This window comes from Mangrovicella endophytica, from assembly GCF_002893625.1.
Lineage (GTDB): Bacteria > Pseudomonadota > Alphaproteobacteria > Rhizobiales > Rhizobiaceae > Mangrovicella > Mangrovicella endophytica.
In genome coordinates this window covers 20,802-38,341 of the sequence record NZ_PKMZ01000004.1, presented here as the reverse complement: position 1 = coordinate 38,341, position 17,540 = coordinate 20,802, and the positions used below count along the sequence as shown (strand labels likewise).

Annotated in this window: 21 protein-coding genes and 1 tRNA gene; 10 read left to right on the top strand and 12 right to left on the bottom strand. The window is 65.3% G+C overall.

Annotated features, from left to right (window positions below):
- Positions 1 to 19: 19 nt before the first annotated feature.
- The 7 genes from C0R46_RS11760 to C0R46_RS11735 form a co-directional block, all read right to left on the bottom strand.
- Positions 20 to 310, bottom strand: a complete 291-nt coding sequence (locus C0R46_RS11760) for a hypothetical protein (RefSeq protein WP_102959834.1) — start codon at positions 308 to 310, stop codon at positions 20 to 22.
- Between the two features lie 14 nt (positions 311 to 324).
- On the bottom strand, positions 325 to 525 hold the full coding sequence (locus tag C0R46_RS11755) for a hypothetical protein (RefSeq protein WP_102959833.1): 201 nt from the start codon (positions 523 to 525) through the stop codon (positions 325 to 327).
- Positions 522 to 1,043 carry a hypothetical protein gene (locus C0R46_RS11750; RefSeq protein ID WP_245413550.1) on the bottom strand — a complete coding sequence of 174 codons (522 nt, stop codon included), beginning with the start codon at positions 1,041 to 1,043 and terminating at the stop codon, positions 522 to 524. The genes C0R46_RS11755 and C0R46_RS11750 overlap by 4 nt, the downstream gene beginning before the upstream one ends.
- Complete coding sequence (locus C0R46_RS21120; RefSeq protein WP_245413549.1) at positions 1,040 to 1,225, bottom strand: glycosyl hydrolase 108 family protein; 186 nt, start codon at positions 1,223 to 1,225, stop codon at positions 1,040 to 1,042. Before C0R46_RS21120 ends, C0R46_RS11750 begins: the two co-directional genes overlap by 4 nt.
- 148 nt (positions 1,226 to 1,373) lie before the next feature.
- On the bottom strand, positions 1,374 to 2,213 hold the full coding sequence (locus C0R46_RS11745; RefSeq protein ID WP_157944632.1) for a hypothetical protein: 840 nt from the start codon (positions 2,211 to 2,213) through the stop codon (positions 1,374 to 1,376).
- Between the two features lie 126 nt (positions 2,214 to 2,339).
- Positions 2,340 to 3,461 (bottom strand): acyltransferase family protein, encoded by a 1,122-nt coding sequence (locus C0R46_RS11740; protein WP_102959831.1) that lies wholly within the window; start codon positions 3,459 to 3,461, stop codon positions 2,340 to 2,342.
- 73 nt (positions 3,462 to 3,534) lie between these two features.
- Positions 3,535 to 4,779, bottom strand: coding sequence for a hypothetical protein (locus C0R46_RS11735; protein ID WP_157944631.1), 1,245 nt, complete (start codon positions 4,777 to 4,779; stop codon positions 3,535 to 3,537).
- Positions 4,780 to 5,493: 714 nt separating this feature from the next.
- On the opposite strand from C0R46_RS11735, the gene C0R46_RS11730 reads away from it, so the two are divergent.
- The 3 genes from C0R46_RS11730 to C0R46_RS21275 all read left to right on the top strand — a co-directional run bounded on the left by C0R46_RS11730 (position 5,494) and on the right by C0R46_RS21275 (position 6,286).
- Positions 5,494 to 5,751 carry a hypothetical protein gene (locus C0R46_RS11730; protein ID WP_102959829.1) on the top strand — a complete coding sequence of 86 codons (258 nt, stop codon included), beginning with the start codon at positions 5,494 to 5,496 and terminating at the stop codon, positions 5,749 to 5,751.
- Positions 5,752 to 5,867: 116 nt separating this feature from the next.
- Complete coding sequence (locus C0R46_RS11725; RefSeq protein WP_198598311.1) at positions 5,868 to 6,131, top strand: hypothetical protein; 264 nt, start codon at positions 5,868 to 5,870, stop codon at positions 6,129 to 6,131.
- 23 nt (positions 6,132 to 6,154) lie between these two features.
- Entirely contained in the window at positions 6,155 to 6,286 is a 132-nt protein-coding gene (locus C0R46_RS21275; protein WP_280953021.1) for a hypothetical protein, read from the top strand.
- A gap of 201 nt (positions 6,287 to 6,487) precedes the next feature.
- Here C0R46_RS21275 and C0R46_RS11720 read toward each other — a convergent pair.
- Together C0R46_RS11720 and C0R46_RS11715 are read right to left on the bottom strand one after the other, a co-directional pair.
- Positions 6,488 to 6,563 (bottom strand) — tRNA-Thr (locus C0R46_RS11720).
- A 198-nt stretch (positions 6,564 to 6,761) separates the two neighbouring features.
- Positions 6,762 to 7,724, bottom strand: coding sequence for an NAD(P)H-dependent flavin oxidoreductase (locus C0R46_RS11715; protein WP_102959828.1), 963 nt, complete (start codon positions 7,722 to 7,724; stop codon positions 6,762 to 6,764).
- Between the two features lie 207 nt (positions 7,725 to 7,931).
- Here C0R46_RS11715 and C0R46_RS21115 point away from each other — a divergent pair, with 207 nt between their 5' ends.
- From C0R46_RS21115 to C0R46_RS11695, 4 genes are all read left to right on the top strand, one after another.
- Entirely contained in the window at positions 7,932 to 8,882 is a 951-nt protein-coding gene (locus C0R46_RS21115; protein WP_245413548.1) for a hypothetical protein, read from the top strand.
- A 44-nt stretch (positions 8,883 to 8,926) separates the two neighbouring features.
- Positions 8,927 to 9,727: an exonuclease domain-containing protein gene (locus tag C0R46_RS11705; protein WP_102959827.1), complete on the top strand. Its 801-nt coding sequence runs from the start codon at positions 8,927 to 8,929 to the stop codon at positions 9,725 to 9,727.
- A gap of 52 nt (positions 9,728 to 9,779) precedes the next feature.
- Positions 9,780 to 10,163, top strand: a complete 384-nt coding sequence (locus C0R46_RS11700) for a DUF2147 domain-containing protein (protein ID WP_102959826.1) — start codon at positions 9,780 to 9,782, stop codon at positions 10,161 to 10,163.
- 124 nt (positions 10,164 to 10,287) lie between these two features.
- Entirely contained in the window at positions 10,288 to 11,985 is a 1,698-nt protein-coding gene (locus C0R46_RS11695; protein WP_102959825.1) for a cisplatin damage response ATP-dependent DNA ligase, read from the top strand.
- A gap of 122 nt (positions 11,986 to 12,107) precedes the next feature.
- Here the strand turns inward: C0R46_RS11695 and C0R46_RS11690 are convergent, their stop codons facing one another.
- Positions 12,108 to 12,845 (bottom strand): hypothetical protein, encoded by a 738-nt coding sequence (locus C0R46_RS11690; protein ID WP_102959824.1) that lies wholly within the window; start codon positions 12,843 to 12,845, stop codon positions 12,108 to 12,110.
- A gap of 252 nt (positions 12,846 to 13,097) precedes the next feature.
- Between C0R46_RS11690 and C0R46_RS11685 the strand changes: the two genes are divergently transcribed.
- Positions 13,098 to 13,367 (top strand): DUF6460 domain-containing protein, encoded by a 270-nt coding sequence (locus C0R46_RS11685; protein ID WP_102959823.1) that lies wholly within the window; start codon positions 13,098 to 13,100, stop codon positions 13,365 to 13,367.
- 12 nt (positions 13,368 to 13,379) lie between these two features.
- Here the strand turns inward: C0R46_RS11685 and C0R46_RS11680 are convergent, their stop codons facing one another.
- Entirely contained in the window at positions 13,380 to 14,057 is a 678-nt protein-coding gene (locus tag C0R46_RS11680; RefSeq protein WP_102959822.1) for a hypothetical protein, read from the bottom strand.
- A 225-nt stretch (positions 14,058 to 14,282) separates the two neighbouring features.
- Between C0R46_RS11680 and C0R46_RS11675 the strand changes: the two genes are divergently transcribed.
- Positions 14,283 to 15,128 carry a DMT family transporter gene (locus tag C0R46_RS11675; RefSeq protein ID WP_102959821.1) on the top strand — a complete coding sequence of 282 codons (846 nt, stop codon included), beginning with the start codon at positions 14,283 to 14,285 and terminating at the stop codon, positions 15,126 to 15,128.
- A 13-nt stretch (positions 15,129 to 15,141) separates the two neighbouring features.
- Here the strand turns inward: C0R46_RS11675 and C0R46_RS11670 are convergent, their stop codons facing one another.
- Positions 15,142 to 16,044, bottom strand: a complete 903-nt coding sequence (locus C0R46_RS11670; protein ID WP_102959820.1) for a histone deacetylase family protein — start codon at positions 16,042 to 16,044, stop codon at positions 15,142 to 15,144.
- A gap of 119 nt (positions 16,045 to 16,163) precedes the next feature.
- On the opposite strand from C0R46_RS11670, the gene C0R46_RS11665 reads away from it, so the two are divergent.
- Complete coding sequence (locus tag C0R46_RS11665) at positions 16,164 to 17,516, top strand: MATE family efflux transporter (protein WP_102960022.1); 1,353 nt, start codon at positions 16,164 to 16,166, stop codon at positions 17,514 to 17,516.
- The last annotated feature ends 24 nt before the right edge of the window (positions 17,517 to 17,540 follow it).

Here is a 17,540-nt window from a genome sequence, read left to right as displayed (position 1 = left end):
CTCACGGCGTTCCCGCCGCTCAAGCTTTCGGACCGACCACGCCCTTGACGGTGTGGCCGCCCATGTAGAGGGCGAGGTAGAGGCCGGTGATGGTGGACAGCATGCCGAGATCCGGCATGGCGATCGCGCCGCCGGTGGCTGCGTTGACGATCGGCCCCAGCACCAGCGCCCAGGTCCACAGGAAGCCGAGGAGGTACATCCAGCCTGGCCGCCAGGCGTAACCGAACGTGGTCTCCTGCTGGTCGAGCTCTGCCATGCGCAGGCGTGCGGCCGTCTCCGTCTCTTCGAGCTTGGCGAGGGCGATCGTCACGGCCGGGTCGGCCTCTAGGCGGACGGCTTCCGTGCCACCCGCCGGGTTTCGATGACGGCACCAATCGCTTCCGGCGTCGCCGGCACGTCGAGGACGTCGGCGAGGATGCCGCCGACGGCTTCGCCGATCTTCTCGCCGGCAGGTCCGGCAACCATGCGGCCGATCGACGGGGCGCCGACGCGCGTCAGGGCGCCGGCGAGGTCTGTCCAGTTCATGGCACGGTCTCCGCCGCTATCGCTGCATAGGCCGTCGCCCGGCTGCGGTTCACGCGGGCGCGCCAGATGAGGAAGACGGCGAGCGCGATTGCTGCCAGGAGGAAGCCGCCGGCGATCCAAGCGGCGATCTGGTCGGCAGAGGCGGGGTCGAGTTGCGAGCCGCCGGCAGCCGCGCCGCCCGAACCGGTGACGGCTGCTCCGCCAGTCTGCTTCTTGGCGGTAGCGGAAGCCTTCGTCCTCTCCCCGTCGAGCTGCTGCGCCACCACAAGCCTGTCATGGGTGGCTGCCAGCGCCATGGCGACGCCGCGCGCCTCGATGTCGGCGATGTGGTTCGACCAACCCTCGCCAAAGACCTTCCACGTCGTCAGGCCTTCGACGAAGCCGGGACGCTTGGCGCAGATGTGCTTGACGGTCTCGGCCGCGGTGCCGCCGATCAAAGCCATGAGCCACTTGCGCGCGCGAAACGCCGCTGTTGCGCCGTTACGGGTCGCGAGGTCGACGCCGGCGGCTAGGGTCACGCACCGGGCTCGCACCCAGTACTCTGTGAGATAGATCGCCACGGCCTCAGCACGCGAGATCGTGCTGACTGGCGCGAGAGTGCGCCCTTCGCTGCAAGCCAGGCATCGAAGGCGGCCTCGGTGATGCCGTACGTCGTCTTGCCGCCGGGATCCGCCGGGTGGTCTGCCCAGCAGCCTCCCACTTGGCGGTGATGGCATGACAGGGGCGAAAATTGCCTGGAGCCATGTGGCAGTCCCTCGCGAGGTTTCGCGGGAGACTAAGACCGGCTTGACGGCGTCATGTTTCATGAAGTGCGGAGCTGCTTAGCGGCTTGCCAAAAACACCCGTCCTCAGGGAAGTAAGAACGCCTCGTCGAAACCATACCTGTAGAAGGGTCGATACAAGTCGGCATGTTGAGCGAAGATTCCTCGGTAGTTCCGGCGCTCATCATCCGAAGCCAGATTTCCATGCTCAAAGAGATCAGGGCGTTTTCGGCTCAAATCTAGGAAGCCTTTCATCAGCGCGTCCCGCAGCTCGCCCTTTATGCCGACCATGTTCGCGACTCTTACGGCCTCGATCAGCGGCGCTGGCAAGCTTCGGTTTGCATCCTCCTGCCTGCCTTCGGTATCCATCCCATCAGCGGAGACTCCCAACATAGACAGGAGATCGAGAAAGATATTCTGGCCTGGCCACTGCTTCGGGTCATAAGGCGCAAGGGTTAGCTTCCACTGATCGCTTATCCATTGAGTGAGGGACGCGCGATAGGTGGGATCGTAAGGGCGCTTGTCCTGCAACGGCTCAAGACGCGTACCTGCTCGGACAACCTGGTTGTAGGCAGAGACGAGAAGATCGTCCGACGCGCAGAGATAGGCGATGACTTCCGTCTTGAAGCCCCGGATGCTTCGCGCGAAAGCCTCCATGTCAAACGGGGCCTCCACGAACATCTCGGAGCTCATGAGATAGAGAGGGCATCCTTGGTCCGAGATCGCCTTAAGACGATCTCGGAATATCTCAGGAGAATAGGTTTCCCCTGGACGGAAATGGAACACGCGGGACGAGTGGTTCTTCTCGCCTTCCGGCGGATCATACCAAACGCCTTGGCTCCGAAGGCGCTCGCGGTTGGTATGAAGGAGGCCTTGAAGGGCCGAAGTGCCGGTCTTGTGGACGCCAATGTGAATGACAAGTTTCATGCCCATCTTGCTATGAGCGAGAATATATATTGAGAAGCTGCCGAAATGTCGCAGCAATCCTTACTGAGGGCCCAATTCATCGTCTTCGATGAGGCGACCCTGTTCCGAACAGATAGATAACCCTGATCAGGGAGCTCCGACCGGCACATCCATCTTTAGATCCCCGGCGAGGCTGCGCGGTCTGCTCCAAAGTCCAAGTAGCCAAAGCCGTGCAGGTTTCTCGACGCCCTTCCAGAGTGCCCAAGAGGCGGCATAAGTGATTACAAAGATGGCGATGACAGTTGGCGTGGTGCCTATTGCAGCTACCCAGCCGTGACGGGCTGCGAAGAGGATCACCACCTTGTGCAGCATATAGGTGGCGAAACTGATCTCACCGAGGATGACCAGCGGATGCCACGAGAGGAGGCGGCTGATCGCGCCCCGCTGGTGCGCGAAGATGAAGACGATGACGGCGAACAGCAGCATCTTGCTCGAATGCTCCATCCACACGCCGACGTTCTTCAAGCCGAGGTCAACGACGACATACCACTCTGGTTTGGCAGCGATATAGGCGGCGAGTGCGAGAAGCGATGCCGCTTCAAGCAAAGTTGCATGTCCTACGGTCCACGCGCGCGGGCGTTCGATGAATAAACGGCCTGCCCACGTGCCGACCCCGAACTCCAGCATATGCATCAACGGGTGGTTGAGTAGCAGCGAGATGCGGGAGAACTGCCACATCTCGCCATGCGTCATCGGTTGCCCGTCGATCTCCAGCACCAGCAGAGCCCAGGCTGTGATCACTGCCATTGCGATCAGGCAGACCCGCCAGTGCCGACTGAGCAGGATGGGAAACAGCAGGTAGAAGAACGCCTCCGCGGATATGCTCCACGACGGCGAGTTGAAGGAAGACGGGAAGCCGAGCAGCGGAAACCAGCTATGCACCATCAGGACGTTGGCGATCAGCGGTCCGATGAAGTCCAGGCGCCAACCTGCCCCGGTCGGGATCAACGCAAGCATTAAGCACAGCGTCACAATATGCACCGGCCAGAGACGAGCGAACCTCGCGAAATAGAACCGTTTCGGTTCAACGCCGTCCCGGTAGACGTGCATGAGAATGAACCCGGAGAGCACGAAGAAGAAGCTCACACCGAGGAAGAGGGGCTGCTGCATCGGTCCAGGCAAGATCGGACCATAGATGTGCAGGATGACGATTGGCAGGGCGGCGAAGAACCGAAGCGACGTCAGCGGCAGTAGGTGATCGGACTTCATTACCCTGCCCTAGCGCAAGTTGTTCGTCGTCTATCTACGTTCGGTCCTGTCCGCAACTGCTCGAACGCCTAAATCACTTTGCCCTGTAGCGGAAGCGATAGACGGAGCCGTATGTCGTCGCGCCCGCAGCGGTGAAGTTGACGAGTGCAGTATTGTTTTCGATGTCAGCCACAATCTGCGCAGACGCGCTCGCGACGTTCGCCATCGCGCTGCCGCTTAGGTCGCTCAGATCGGTGAGATCGGAGGGGACTGGCAACGAGATGCTGAATGACGATGGCCCAGCAGCGATAGTCGTGACGCTCACGCGTCCCGTGACCTCTACCTCATCGCTGTTCAGCTTGTAGGTCGCGCCAGAACCGATACCCGCAGGCGGTGCCGATATGTTGGTCCCGGCGGAGAAGGGAGGCGTGTAGAGGGCGGCGTGGCAGGGCGTATCGGCGTAGTAGTCAGAGCCTTGTTGGTTGACGATTAGGCCGCCGCTAGGGCCGATGAAGCGGGTGCCTCCCTTTACACCTGTCACTTTGACCAAATTGGCGCTCGTATTTACAACCTCGAAACGCTTGTATCGTGTTAGGCCGATGCTGAAGCTGATCGAAGTTACGGCGGCGCCAAGGCGTATCACATCAGCCGCAGGGATGACGACGCCGTTGTTGCCTACTGCCTGAAGGATTTGCTTGTAGTAGCTTTCACCATTAGCTCCTGATGTATGAATAAGCACACTAATGCTATCGCCGACAAGTACTTGATTGAACGGAGTCTGCGTATATACTTCCCCATTCATCTGCACGCGCGTCAGATCAAGGAACCCGCTGGGAACTTTCCCCGTACCGACTCGACCAGAAACGCGCGTGTTGCTGCTATTGAAGCGGCTGTCGAACAGCTTCGCGACGGTCCCCGCCGGGTATTGGCCGCGGCTTGCAGCAACGTCGACTGTCAGATTGGGCATCTCCAGTATGTTCGTGCTGTCGCCGCGCCCAAGGACGGCCACTTCGGCATCGTTGAGATGAATGTTGATGTGCCAGTCCGGCGGGATTGTGATTGGCTGATTGTCTTGAAGATTGATGAAGACTTGATGGGACAATTGGATGGTACTGTTGGTCTGCGGAAGCCCCGACTGACCGTCGAAGTGCAGGCTCTTGACGCGGCCCCGAACGTAGATGCCGGGGTGCTGCTCGACCGTATCCGTGCCAGTGTTCGTCAGGTAAGTATTGAAGAGACGAACCTTCGAAACTTCGGACCCAACATGGTTTGCATCGGACGCCCCGCGATCACTCTCGATGCGCAGCGCGCCGAAAGGACTGGTCTGGATCGACCGCATCGTGCCACCGATAAAGGTATGCTGAATGCACGAGAGCGACTGCCCAGCCGAGTACCCTTGCGCCATGTGAGTGTACTGACCGATGTCGTAGGTATCCCGGAATCGAGCGTATAGGCTGGTGCAGGGCGGTAGTTGTCGATCTTCCACGCGCCGGTCCATAGTCCAAGTTCGCTGTTACAGTTCAACACGGCAGACTTTGAGAACCATCCGTTGGCGATTACGCCATCGAAAAGCATGCTCTCCCAAGTCTCACCCACGCGACCGCGACCATACGCGATGGCGAAATTAGGTTGCTGATAAAAGTCCGACCAGACGCGGAAATCGCGGAGGCGCCAGCCAGCGCAGCCCATCAGATCGAGCACTGGCGCGCCGCCGGTGTACCGCCCGAACAGATCCGCTCCGTTCCCGTTGAACACGAGGCCGCGGGTCTGAAACCCGGTGAAGTTGATACCGCGGCTGAGAACGTAGCAAAGACCTGGCTGGAGTGCGATGCCGAAGCACTGGCGCTGGTGACCGAGCTGAGTGGTCGTGGCATCGGCCTTGCCTTCGGCACGCAGATCGCCGCCATGCTGGTCCTCGTTAGGCGCAACATCGGCCCGAGCGGCTACGCCGGTCTCTACCAAGGGATTGAGAACGCGCTCTTCGACGCCGGCGAAGCCGATCCCAACGTCTTCCAAGCGACCTCGTCGGTCCACGGCACGGTGGGAGGCTCGCATGACGCTCACCGACGCCACGGCCGAAGTCGCCGGCGCCCTCGGCCTGCAGGTGCACCAGCTCAAGCGGCGCTGGCGCAAGCTGCATCTCGACGACGGCTTGCCGCCGCCACTGCCTGGCGGTGCCTGGCTCAAGGTCTCGGGCCGCGTCGTCGACGCCGGCGCGAACGACAACCGCACCGGTCGCGTCAATCGCGCGGCCGTCCTCATCGCGGCACAGCAGGCTTCGCTGTCCGAACGCTACGGAGGCCGGGCATGACGAAGCGGCCCTTTCAGCAGAAGGTCGCTCATTAGCTGGTCGAGTGCTTCGGCATCGACATCGCCATAAACGGCACCAAGCGCAACCATCGTTTCCTGGAGGAGGCGCTAGAGCTTGTGCAGGCATGCGGCTGCACCAGGAGCGAGGCACACCAGCTCGTCGACTACGTGTTCGATCGTCCGACTGGCGAGCGCGGCCAGGAGGTCGGCGGCACCAAAGTGACGCTGGCCGCCCTTTGCCATGCCTTCCAGATCGACATGGAGAAAGAGGCGAAGAAGGAGCTGGCCCGGATCATGCAGCCGGACGTCATGCTGAGGATTTGTGCCAAGCAGGCGGGGAAGCCGAAGCATTCGCCGCTACGGCAGGAGCCGAGCTCGTAACCCCGGCCTTCGCAGCTTCCATCATGCGCGCCCATGCCGAGCGTTTCGAGGCGATGATCGCCGCGGCGCTGGCGGACCTGGCAGACGCGCGCAAAAGCGCCGCCGAGCTCGACGGGCTCGGCGGCGCCTTGCCGTCGCAATCCACGCGCGGCTAGCATTGGAGGGTGAGTGGTTCCGTCTCGGCGAGCCGCTCGTGCGGCACACATTGCCGAGATGATCGAAGCCTGCAGCGCTCGCCTGAAACAGACAGCGAACTCGGTCGCGTGAGACTTGGATGGTCCGCCGCAAATTTGCGACGGCGTTCCGCGAATGTTCCAGGCCCGATTTCGCGAATGCTTATTTACAGGGCTGGGAAGTGGTGCCGCTTGCGTGACTCGAACACGCGACCCCATCATTACGAATGATGTGCTCTACCAACTGAGCTAAAGCGGCCTGATCCGTTCGGATGTCTGGCACCCGCGGACGGCGCTCTGATACTGGTAAACGTGTTTCGGTTCAAGCGGCAATCGTGGTTGGCGGCAGCGTTCATCCTGCTTCGCGCAAGGCTGGGGCCGATGCGAGGACCCGACGGTGGTGATCCGGTGCAGGCAAGCGCGACGCCGATGCTGGCCCTTGCCTGCACCCCTGGCTTCAGCCGCAAAGACGCTGCCGCGCTGCCTCGTACTCGGCTGCGAGGCGATCGATCAGCGCAGCCGCCGGGCCAACCTCGCTGACCGCGCCGATCCCCTGACCGGCGCCCCAGATGTCCTTCCACGCCTTGGCGGCGTCCGCCCCGCCCGCGCCGAAGTCCATCGGCTTGGCGTCGACGGCGGCAAGATGGTCGGGGTCGAGCCCTGCCGCGCGGACCGATCCCGCGAGGTAATTACCGGGAATGCCGGTGAACCGGTTGGTATAAACGATGTCGGCGGCGCTCCCAGACACGATCGCCTCCTTGTAAGCAGGCGCCGCCCGCGCTTCCTCGGTGGCGATGAAGGGCGAGCCGACATAGGCGCCGTCGGCGCCCATCGCCTCGGCCGCCAGGATGGCGCCTCCCGTCGCGATCGCGCCCGACAGGAACAGCGGTCCGCCGAACCAGGCGCGGATCTCCCCAACCAGCGCAAAGGGTGACCATGTGCCGGCATGGCCGCCGGCGCCCGCCGCCACCGCGATCAGACCGTCGGCACCCTTCTCCACCGCCTTGCGCGCGAAGCGGTCGTTGATGACGTCATGGAGAACGATGCCGCCATAGGCGTGCACCGCGTCGTTGACCTCCGGCACCGCGCCGAGCGAGGTGATGACGATTGGCACCTCATACTTCACGCAGACCGCCAGATCGGCGTCGAGCCGGCTGTTGGAGCGGTGGACGATCTGGTTCACCGCAAACGGCGCTGCCGGACGCTGCGGCTGCGCCGCATCATGCGCCGCCAGGCTTTCGGTGATTTCCGCAAGCCAATCGTCCAACTGCTCGGCCGGGCGCGCATTCAGCGCCGGAAAGGCGCCGACGACGCCGGCCTTGCACTGGGCGAGGACGAGCGGCGGATGCGAGATGATGAAGAGCGGCGCGGCGATCATCGGCAGCCGGAGCCGGTCTTTCAGGAGAGGCGGCAAGGCCATGCTTCGGCATCCCTGTGATCGACGACGACGGGCGACGGTCAAAGGCCTAGCTACGGGATCTCCCGCGCTCAAGCCTTTACTTTGCCGGGTTCGGACGCAAACCCTGCCGGGATGATTCGACATCTCCTTTCTCTCGCAGCCGCGTCGTCGGTTCTCGCAACTCTCGTCCTGTCGGTCCCGGCGCACGCAGCAAGCGACGAAGCCTGGGTGGAATTCCGGACGGCCGTGGATGCGGCCTGCACCAAGGCGACGGTCGGCCTCCTCGACGATGCCGCCGCGACCGTTGATCCCTTCGGGTCCGAGAGCTATGGCCTGGCGCTCGTCACCGGGGCGGCGAAGGGCAGCTCCCGCCGTGCCTCGGTGATCTGCGTCTACGACAAGAAAACGAAAGAAGCCGAGGTCGGCGGCATTCTCGACCTGCCATCGCCAGATGCCGCGACGGCCGCGGCGCCCGCACCCTCGGCAAGGCCGCTGCCCTCCGCCGCCGTCGAGGCGCCCTCTGCACGCCCGCTGCCGGCTGCCGCGGACGCGCCGGCGGACTATCCCTTCAAGGGCGATTGCGACGACGCCTGCCGCACCAACCTTGCCGTCCTCGTCGATGCCGACCGCCGGCAGATCGCGGCCTTGCCCGACCAGGTCCTGCAGACGCTGGCGGAAACCCGCGGCGGCGACGAGACGAGCGGCATCGCCTTCGCTCGCATGGCCGCGGAACGGCTCGCTCGCGCCACGGCCGGCGAGACAGGCGGCGAGGGAGCGCTGAAGCCGGCCGGAGCCGTCGCCGCTGGCACGCGCGCCTGCACGGTCTACTGGTTCGGCTTCCTCGACAAGCCATCCCAGAAGGTCGGCTCGCACCGCTGCAAGATCGACAAGGACGAAACCGAAGTTCGAGTCACCAAGCTGACAGGCGATGGCCTGACGGCTCAGTTTCTGCCGCTGGCCGGCGACCTCTCCGCTTACGCCGGCCGCTCCTACCTCGCCGAGCAGACCGAGCGCGACTATGACGGCAAGCATCCCGACAACGAGGAGAATGCCAATTTCGGCAACAAGGTGGGCCTTGCCGGGCTGGTCGACGACCAGCTGGCGCTCGTCTCGATCGACGAGCGGGGCATGTCGCCGCAGGACCCGACCTTCTTCGAGGTGATCGTCGTCGATCGCTGACGCCACTGCTTGCGGCGAGAGCCGGTAAGGCCGATCTTCTGGCGATGTCCGACCACTTCCCCGCCAGACCGGCGACGCTCTCGCTCTTTGCCGAGGCGCCGCCGACCGTTATCCGGCTGATCGATACGGAAACGGCCGGCCAGCGGCTTGAGGAGGATGCCGTGATCGAGATCGGCTCAGTCGATCTCGACCTCGTCTCCGGGCAGATCGGCAATCCGATGCAGACGCTCTGCGATCCGGCGGGCGTGCCGATCAATCCGCATGCGCGCCGCGTCCATCACATCAGCGACGAGATGCTGGCGGGCGCACCGCCGTTCCGCGAGGCTGTCACGCGCTTTGCGGGCGCTCCGCTCTACGGTGCCCAGCGCGCCGCCTTCGACCGGCCGCGGCTGCGCCTGACCGGGCGCTGGTTCTGCACCCACAAGCTGGCGCTGCGCGCGTTTCCGGCGGTGCAGGCGCACGGGCTGCAGTCGCTGGTGAAATATGTGCCGCTCGATCTCACCGACGTCAGGCCGATGATGGCCGACCTTCATTCCCACCGCGCGCTCTATGACGCGCTCTGCACCGCGGTGCTGATGCGCGCCATCGCGGCCGTGCTGATGCCGCGCTGCGTCGATCTCGACGATTTCCTCCAGCGCGCCGAGCGCGTGTCGAACGAGCCGGCGCTGCTCGCCCGCTTCCGCTTCGGCCGGCACAAGGGCGTGCCGCTGGCGCAGGTGCCGAACGACTATCTGGAATGGCTGCTGCGGGAGCCCGGCATGGACGCCGACGCGTTCTTCACGGCAAAGCATCATCTGAGGCTGAGGGAGATCAGAGGTGCACGGGCGATGCTGGCACAGGCTTGACCGCGGTGGTGACCGCACGAGTGTGACAGAATATCCGCCACAGCTTCATCCTGTGACCACGATTGATGTCTTTCTGTCGGCCATGACCCATCGCGTTTCGACGACCGCCGCCCTGCTTTTCCTCCTCGCCGGAACGGCGGGTGGGGTCCATGCCGCCTCGCCGATCACCGGAACCTGGGCGAGCGAGGACGGCACAAAGATGGCCGTCGCCAGCTGCGACGCCGGCCTTTGCGCCACCATCGCCAGCGGCCGCTACAAGGGGCAGTGGGTCGCCCGGGTCGGGGGATCGCCGCCAGAATACAAGGGCCGGGTGCGCGATCCGCGGAGCGGCGGGACCTATGACGGCGGCCTGCGTTTGAACCGGGGGCAGGTGGAACTGCGCGGCTGTCTTGCCAAGGTGTTCTGCCGCACGGTGCAGAGCTGGCGGCGCCCATGAACGATGCAGCGGGAGACCGCTGCAGTCGCTTCGGCGCACATCCAGTTCGAGCTGCCGATCGAAGCGTGGGGCCGCGCGCCGCAACGGCTTGTCCGCGTCGTCCGCCGCAGCATGTTGCGACAGGATGAAGCGCTTCGCCGAACTTCTCGACCGCCTCGTTCTCACGCCGTCGCGCAACGGCAAGCTGAAGCTGATGAGCGACTTCTTCGGCGCCGTGCCCGACCCCGAACGGGGTTACGCGCTGGCGGCGATCACCGGCGGCCTTGACGTGCGCAGCGTCAAGCCAGCCATGCTCCGCGCGCTGATGGCCGAGCGCATGGACGAGGTGCTGTTCGGTTATTCCTACGACTATGTCGGCGATCTCGCCGAGACGATCGCGCTGGTCTGGCCGTCGCCGCATGACGGCCTGCGCGCGGATGACGACGGCAGCGTTCCAGACGCCCATCTGCGCCGCAATGACGATCCGACCCTCACCGAGATCGTCGAGACGCTGGATCGTGCAACCCGCCAGGAGGGGCCGCGGCTGATCGAGGCCTGGCTCGACCGGCTGGATTCCTCCGGCCGCTATGCGCTCCTGAAGCTTGTCACCGGCGCCATGCGGATCGGCGTCTCGGCACGCCTCGCCAAGCAGGCCTTGGCCGATTTCGGGGAGAAGGACATCACCGAGATCGAGGAGCTCTGGCACGGCCTGAGGCCGCCCTACACCGAGCTGTTCGCCTGGCTCGAAGGGTTCGGCGAGAAGCCGGTCTCCGCTGCAGCCTCGCCCTTCCGGCCGGTGATGCTGTCGCAGCCGCTGGAGGAGCCGGATTACGGCCGCATCACGCCGGAGGACTATGCGGCGGAGTGGAAGTGGGATGGCATCCGCGTGCAGGCGACGCGCGAGCGCGGCGTCTGCCGGCTCTATTCGCGCACCGGCGACGACATCTCCGGCGCCTTTCCCGATCTTCTCGATTACATGACCTTCGAAGGCTCGCTCGACGGCGAGCTCCTGGTCGCGCGTCCGGCCTCGGTGAAATCCGGCGAGCCGGAAGTCCACCCGCACGGCGGCCCGGTGCGTGACGACATCGTCGTCGGCACCTTTTCGGACCTGCAGCAGCGGCTGAACCGCAAGAGCGTCTCGGCGGCCGTCCTCAAGAAGTATCCCGTCTTCCTGCGCACTTACGACCTCCTGCAGGACGGGGTGGAGGACCTGCGGTCGCTGACATTCCGCGAACGGCGCGAGCGTCTCGACCGCTTCGTCGCGCATCTGGAGCCGACCCGCTTCGACATCTCCCCCTTCGTGCCCTTCGAGAGCTTCGAGGCGCTGGCGGCGCATCGTCGCGCGCCGCCGCATCCGGTGATCGAAGGGCTGATGCTGAAGCGCTGGGACTCGGCCTATGTGCCGGGGCGGCCGAAGGGGCCGTGGTTCAAGTGGAAGCAGGACCCGCACACGATCGATGCGGTGCTGATGTACGCCCAGCGCGGCCACGGCAAGCGGTCGAGCTTCTATTCCGACTATACGTTCGGCGTCTGGACGGGCGAGGAGGAGCAGCCGGAGCTGGTGCCGGTCGGCAAGGCCTATTTCGGCTTCACCGACGAGGAGCTGAAGCAGCTCGACAAATACATCCGGGACAACACGATCGAGCGCTTCGGCCCAGTCCGCTCGGTACGCGCCGAGCCCGACCATGGGCTGGTGCTGGAAGTCTCCTTCGAGGGGCTGGCGCGCTCGACGCGCCACAAGTCGGGCGTTGCCATGCGCTTTCCGCGCATCTCGCGGCTGCGCTGGGACAAGCCGGCCTTCGAGGCTGACCGGCTGGAAACGCTTCAGGCAATGCTGGACTGAGGCGCGGTCCGGCGGCCGACGGTGTGCCCCTTGCCGGAGTGCCGTCGTCGGTCGGTCGCCTTCCTCAGTCGGGCGGACCCCGGCTCTCCAAGTGCGGTAGGACCGGAATCGCGGCGAGGGTCTCAGTGCTTGCGAGCCGCCGCCTCGGGGTCGAAGCCGAGCCCGTCGCCAACGGCCTCGATCGTCGGCGCCGGACCGCGCAGGCGTTTGCGTATCGTCGCCGTCCTTTCGCTGTCGTTCGACCCGGTGACCACGCGAAGCGTGCCGGCGCGATAGTCCGCCGTGACCGTCTGGGTTTTGCCGGTGTTGCGCACGAGGCTTTCACGCCGGAAGCGATCCAGCACGAATTTTCCGCGGCGGTAGCGGAAGCTCAGCTCGTTCCGGTAGGTGGTCCAGCTGCCGATAGTGGCGAAGAACTCGAGCGGCACGGTGAAGCTGCGGTTCGCCACCGTCAACTCGCCGCCTTCGGCAAAGGGGTCGAACACTGACGCGGATTCCTGCCGCCGGATCAGCGTATGGTTGGCGAGCGCCAGCCTGAACGTCTTGCCGCGAGCCAGCGCCACGGCGAGGATGCGCGGGTTGGTGTCGAGGGGCTCGACCGCAAATTCCCGCGGCAGGATCTTGGCGGGATCAGTGTCGCGCAGGATGAAGACGAGGTCGGGACCTGCTCGGCCGTCGAGGTCGCCGGTCGCCGAATGCTCGACGATCCAGCCCTTCGGTGCGAAGCCTTGGGCAGACTGTGCCTCGCGGGGCAGCGCCGGATAATGGGCAGGCGGCACGTCCTCGGCGCCTGCCGCAGAGGCACGCGCTACGAGACCGAGGCAAAGAGTCATTTGCCGGATCAGGCCGTGCCGGAGCATCGGACACTCCCTCGACGGGATCGCCGGAGCGTCCCGGCACGCCGTCTTGGCAGGAATCCTGATGCGGGTCGAGCAGCGCGGCCTCCGTTGGGGAGAGCGGTGTCGCGCCAGGCACGGCAAACCTGCGCTGATCGTCCCGGTCGCGGGCGCTGGAGCACCTGCAGCGTCCATCATCGCGCTCGTGGCCGCTTGCGTCTGCCGATCGTCCCGCCTACCTCCTGAACCGGCTGCAACGGAGCGCTTGAGAAAACCATGTCGGGACGTCTGGATCGCTTCCTCGGCGGATCGCCGCTCTCCGTGCTCGTCCGGCTGGTGCTCATCTCGATCGTCGTCGGCGTTGTCCTGAGCTGGCTGTCCTGGAGCCCGGCCGACGTCATCGATTGGGTCGTCGACTTCTTCGATTGGCTGTGGACCTCGGTCTTCGGCTCGCTCGACCGGGCGCTCGATTACTTCATCCTCGGTGCCGCGATCGTCATCCCGATCTTCCTGATCTCGCGGCTGCTCAAGCTCGGCCGCAGCTGAGACGCCGCAGTCTCACGGCTTGACCTGGGGAGCGGTAACGACCGCTCCGGTGGTGCCCGTCACCGGTTCCGTCCGTGTGGCGGTCGTCCCGTCGCTGCCCTTCACATTGTCACGCCCGGCGCTGAACGTATCGGTGATCAGCTCCATGATCTGATGGATCGGCTCGGCGCCACCGGACAGGAGCCCGCCGACGATGACGATGTCGAGGATGCGCATGGCGATCGGCATCGTCGCTGGCGACAGCATCGCCGCAGCCGGTGCGGCGGTGCCGGCAGGCGCACTTGCCGGCGGCACGACGCCGATCACGGCACTGAGGATGCTGACGCCGCAAAGGCCCAGCAGCAGGCCGAAGCCCAGATGGATCAGCGTCGCCTGCGTCTTCGTCTCGCTGCGATAGGCAATGAGCGTCTGATTGAGCGCTTCGACCTCGGTGCTGCGGCCGGATGCGCTGGCATTGGCGATGCGCTGGTCGATCTCGGCGCGAACCGGATCCCGGCTAGCGGCCACATAGACGTTGACCGTGCGCTCCACGAAGATGGCGATGATCCCCAGCGTGCCGAGCCGCTGCAGCACATCTGCGGCGCTGCCGTTCAGGATCACGGCGCCGTAGGGGTAAGCCTGCCACAAGACGAACAGAACCAGCGCCACAAAGGCGAAGGTGAAGAAGAGCGACAATCGCTTCTGCGACATGGCAGGACCCTAACCGCAACAGGACGTGCCGAATGCTGCGCCGTCTGCGGGAGTTACTTCGTGAGTTCAATACATCCACGCATCCGCTCCGCATCAACAAGTGTTCACAAGCGCTGGTGGTTGTAAAGGGGCTGGGCTACGCAGAGTTGCCGGCTTTGCCGGCATGGTTGCCGCGCGCGATCCCCCGCCTTAAGCTGGATCGTCGTCCCACCGAGCCGCCTTCCCATGTCATCCACCGTCTTCGCCGCGGTCATTCTCGCCGCGCTCCTCCACGCCGCCTGGAATGCACTTCTGAAGAGCGAGACCGACAAGCTGGCCGGCGGCGTCGGCGTCTCGATCGGCGGCGTGCCGCTCGCTCTGGCCGGTATCGCCGTGGCAGGCTTTCCGCCGCTGGCGGCATGGCCCTATGTCCTGGCGTCCGCGGTCATCCACACCTTCTACTATCTCTGCCTGCTCAACGCCTATCGGGCCGCGGATTTCACGCAGGTCTACCCCGTGGCGCGCGGCATCGCTCCGGTGCTCACGGCCTGCTTCGGCGTCATCATGCTCGGCGAAGTGCTGACGCCGCTGCAGACAGCGGCGGTGGTGATCATCGGCAGCGGCGTCACCAGCCTGGTCTTCGCCGGCCGCAGTGACCGCAACCTGACCGGCGCCGGCCTCGCCTATGCATTGGCGACCGGCGTGCTGATCGCGACCTACTCGCTGAACGATGGCGCCGGCGCGCGCGAGGCGGGCAGCAGCCTCTCCTTCTACGGCACGTCGTCGATCCTCAATTGTGCGCTGCTCTGTCTCTATGTCCGCATCGCCCGTCCCGGGACGCTTTGCGCCTGCTTCACCCGGGCGAGAAGCTCGACGCTGGTCGGCGGGCCGGTCTCGTTCGTGGCCTATGCCATCGTGACCTGGGCGTTCTCGCAGGCGCCGATCGCCACCGTCTCGGCGCTGCGCGAAGTCAGCGTCGCCTTTGCCATCTTGATCGGCACCTTCGTCCTCAAGGAGCGGATGAACTGGCGCAAGATCGCCTCCACCTTTGTTACGCTGACCGGCGCGATCCTGCTGCGGGCCGCCCGCTGAACGAGGTGGCCGCTCAGACGAACTCCGACGCCACGCGGTGGATGATGCTGTGCCGGCGCGCCAACGCCTCGATGTCGCGCGAATAACCGCCGCCGATCACGCAGGCGACCGGAATGCCGGCGTCGCGGAAGTGGCCGAGGACACGACGGTCGCGCTCGGCCAGACCGGCATCCGTCAGCGCCAGCCGCCCCAGCCGGTCGTCGCGATGCGGATCGACGCCGGCATTGTAGAAGACGATGTCCGGACAGAGCCGCCGCGTCGCGGCCGACAGCGCCGCCTCAAGAGCCTCGAGATAGGCGGCGTCCTCGGTGCCGTCCGGCAGCGGCACGTCGAGGTCGGACACCGCCTTGTCATCCGGATAGTTCCGCTCGGCGTGGATGGAGAGGGTGAAGACGCGGGGTTCATTGGCAAAGATACGCGCGGTTCCGTCGCCCTGATGCACGTCGCAGTCGACGACGAGTATGCGCGCGACATCACCATCGGCCAGGAGCAGCGCCGCCGCGACCGCGACGTCGTTGAAGACGGAGAAGCCGGCGCCGGTCTCGGCGCGCGCATGATGGCTTCCTCCAGCCGTGTTGCAGGCAAGCCCTTCCGCGAGCGCCAGCCGTGCTGTCATGACGGTGCCGCTCGTGGCACAGCGCGAGCGCATCGCCACCCGTTCGTCGACGGGAAAGCCGATGCGCTTCTCCACCTCGGCCGGTACCGCTGACGCCAACACCTGGTCGACGTAGAGCGGGTGGTGAGCGAGGCAGAGCCAGCTGCGCGGGGCCGGAGCCGGAATGTGGAAGCCGGCCGGACTGACGATGCCGTCCTCGACCAGGATGTCGGCGAGCCGGCTGAACTTCGACATCGGGAAGCGGTGGGCGGTGTCGAACTGGGCATCGAAGGCGGGATGATGGACGATCGGGAGGCGCATCGCAGTCTGAGATAGGCAGCGACGAACGCTTGTCAGGACGCGCGACGTTTTGCTTGCAACGGGCGGCGGCGGATGCAACCCAAGGGGAGGATTCCGATGCGGCAGCGATGGTGGCGGCGATGAGCGGGGCGGCGCTGACATGCGAGGAGGAACGGCAGGTTCGGCCCTTCGAGGTGACCAACCGCGAAGTGCTGCGCATCGCCATTCCGATGACGCTCGCTTTCCTGACGCAGCCGCTGCTCGGCATCACCGATACGGCGGTGATGGGCCGTGTCGGTGATGCCGTCGCGCTGGGTGGGCTCGTCGTCGGCGCGCTGATCTTCGACTTCGCCTTCCAGACCTTCAACTTCGTGCGGGCGGGGACGACGGGGCTGACCGCCCAGGCCTTCGGCGCGGGCGACGAGCGGGAGATGCAGGCCGTGTTCTGGCGCGCCGCGATCCTCGCCGTCCTGATCGGCTGTGCGCTTATCGTTTTGGAACCGCTGATCGTCGGGCTGGGCCTGATCGCGGTCGCTCCCGACGAGGGGGTTGCCGAGGCGATGCGGACCTACGTTTTCTGGCGGATGCTGGCCGCCCCGTTCTCGCTGATGAACTTCGCGGTGCTCGGCTATGTGCTCGGCCGCGGCCGCGGCACGCTCGGCCTGCTGCTGCAGGGCCTGATCAACGCCGCCAACATGGCGCTCACCATCCTCTTCGGCTTCGTCCTGGAGGGCGGCATCACCGGCGTCGCACTCGGCACCGCGACGGGCGAGGCGATCGGGGCCGTCGTCGGCTTCGCCGTGGTGCTGCGGAGCTTCGATCGAAGGCAACGGCCGAGCCGAGCGCAGATTCTCGACCGCCGGGCCTACGGCGCGATGATGGCCGTCAACCGCGATATCATGATCCGCTCCTTCTGCCTGCTCGGGGCTTACGTCCTCTTCACCCGCCTTGGTTCGGGCCTCGGTCCGAGCACGCTGGCGGCGAACGGCGTGCTTCTCACTATCTTCATGGTTGGCGGCTATTTCCTCGACGGGCTCGCCAATGCTTCGGAGCAGCTGGTTGGCCGGGCCGTCGGCGCCGCATGGCGCCCGGCCTTCGACCGCGCCATGCTGCTCAGCATCCGGTGGGGTCTGTTCCTGAGCGCCGGGCTGACGCTGTTGTGCCTCGTCTTCGGCGGAACCATCGTTGATTTCCTGACGAGGAACGAGGCGGTGCGTGCGGCCGCCTATCCCTATATTGCCTGGGCGTCGGTGGCCTGCCTTGCCGGGGCCCTGGCCTTCCTGATGGACGGCGTCTTCATCGGCGCGACCTGGTCCGCCACCATGCGCAACATGATGCTCCTGTCGGTCGCCGTCTTTGCGGGGCTCGCCTATGCGCTCATGCCGTTCCTCGGCAATCATGGCCTGTGGCTGGCCTTCGAGGTGTTCCTGTCGATGCGCGGCTTTACGCTGCTTGCTGCGACGCCGAAGCTGAGACGTCGCACCTTCGGCTGAAGGTGAGGGCGAAGCCGCCGGCTC

What these genes read in the sequence shown, in the direction of transcription:
- C0R46_RS11755 (WP_102959833.1), bottom strand. Translation starts at nt 525, where the DNA reads ATGAACTGGACAGACCTCGCCGGCGCCCTGACGCGCGTCGGCGCCCCG.
- C0R46_RS11745 (WP_157944632.1), bottom strand. Translation starts at nt 2,213, where the DNA reads ATGAAACTTGTCATTCACATTGGCGTCCACAAGACCGGCACTTCGGCC.
- C0R46_RS11740 (WP_102959831.1), bottom strand. Translation starts at nt 3,461, where the DNA reads ATGAAGTCCGATCACCTACTGCCGCTGACGTCGCTTCGGTTCTTCGCC.
- C0R46_RS11735 (WP_157944631.1), bottom strand. Translation starts at nt 4,779, where the DNA reads ATGCGGTCGATCCAGACCAGTCCTTTCGGCGCGCTGCGCATCGAGAGT.
- C0R46_RS11730 (WP_102959829.1), top strand. Translation starts at nt 5,494, where the DNA reads ATGACGCTCACCGACGCCACGGCCGAAGTCGCCGGCGCCCTCGGCCTG.
- C0R46_RS21275 (WP_280953021.1), top strand. Translation starts at nt 6,155, where the DNA reads ATGCGCGCCCATGCCGAGCGTTTCGAGGCGATGATCGCCGCGGCGCTG.
- C0R46_RS11715 (WP_102959828.1), bottom strand. Translation starts at nt 7,724, where the DNA reads ATGGCCTTGCCGCCTCTCCTGAAAGACCGGCTCCGGCTGCCGATGATC.
- C0R46_RS11705 (WP_102959827.1), top strand. Translation starts at nt 8,927, where the DNA reads ATGTCCGACCACTTCCCCGCCAGACCGGCGACGCTCTCGCTCTTTGCC.
- C0R46_RS11695 (WP_102959825.1), top strand. Translation starts at nt 10,288, where the DNA reads ATGAAGCGCTTCGCCGAACTTCTCGACCGCCTCGTTCTCACGCCGTCG.
- C0R46_RS11690 (WP_102959824.1), bottom strand. Translation starts at nt 12,845, where the DNA reads ATGCTCCGGCACGGCCTGATCCGGCAAATGACTCTTTGCCTCGGTCTC.
- C0R46_RS11685 (WP_102959823.1), top strand. Translation starts at nt 13,098, where the DNA reads ATGTCGGGACGTCTGGATCGCTTCCTCGGCGGATCGCCGCTCTCCGTG.
- C0R46_RS11680 (WP_102959822.1), bottom strand. Translation starts at nt 14,057, where the DNA reads ATGTCGCAGAAGCGATTGTCGCTCTTCTTCACCTTCGCCTTTGTGGCG.
- C0R46_RS11675 (WP_102959821.1), top strand. Translation starts at nt 14,283, where the DNA reads ATGTCATCCACCGTCTTCGCCGCGGTCATTCTCGCCGCGCTCCTCCAC.
- C0R46_RS11670 (WP_102959820.1), bottom strand. Translation starts at nt 16,044, where the DNA reads ATGCGCCTCCCGATCGTCCATCATCCCGCCTTCGATGCCCAGTTCGAC.
- C0R46_RS11665 (WP_102960022.1), top strand. Translation starts at nt 16,164, where the DNA reads ATGAGCGGGGCGGCGCTGACATGCGAGGAGGAACGGCAGGTTCGGCCC.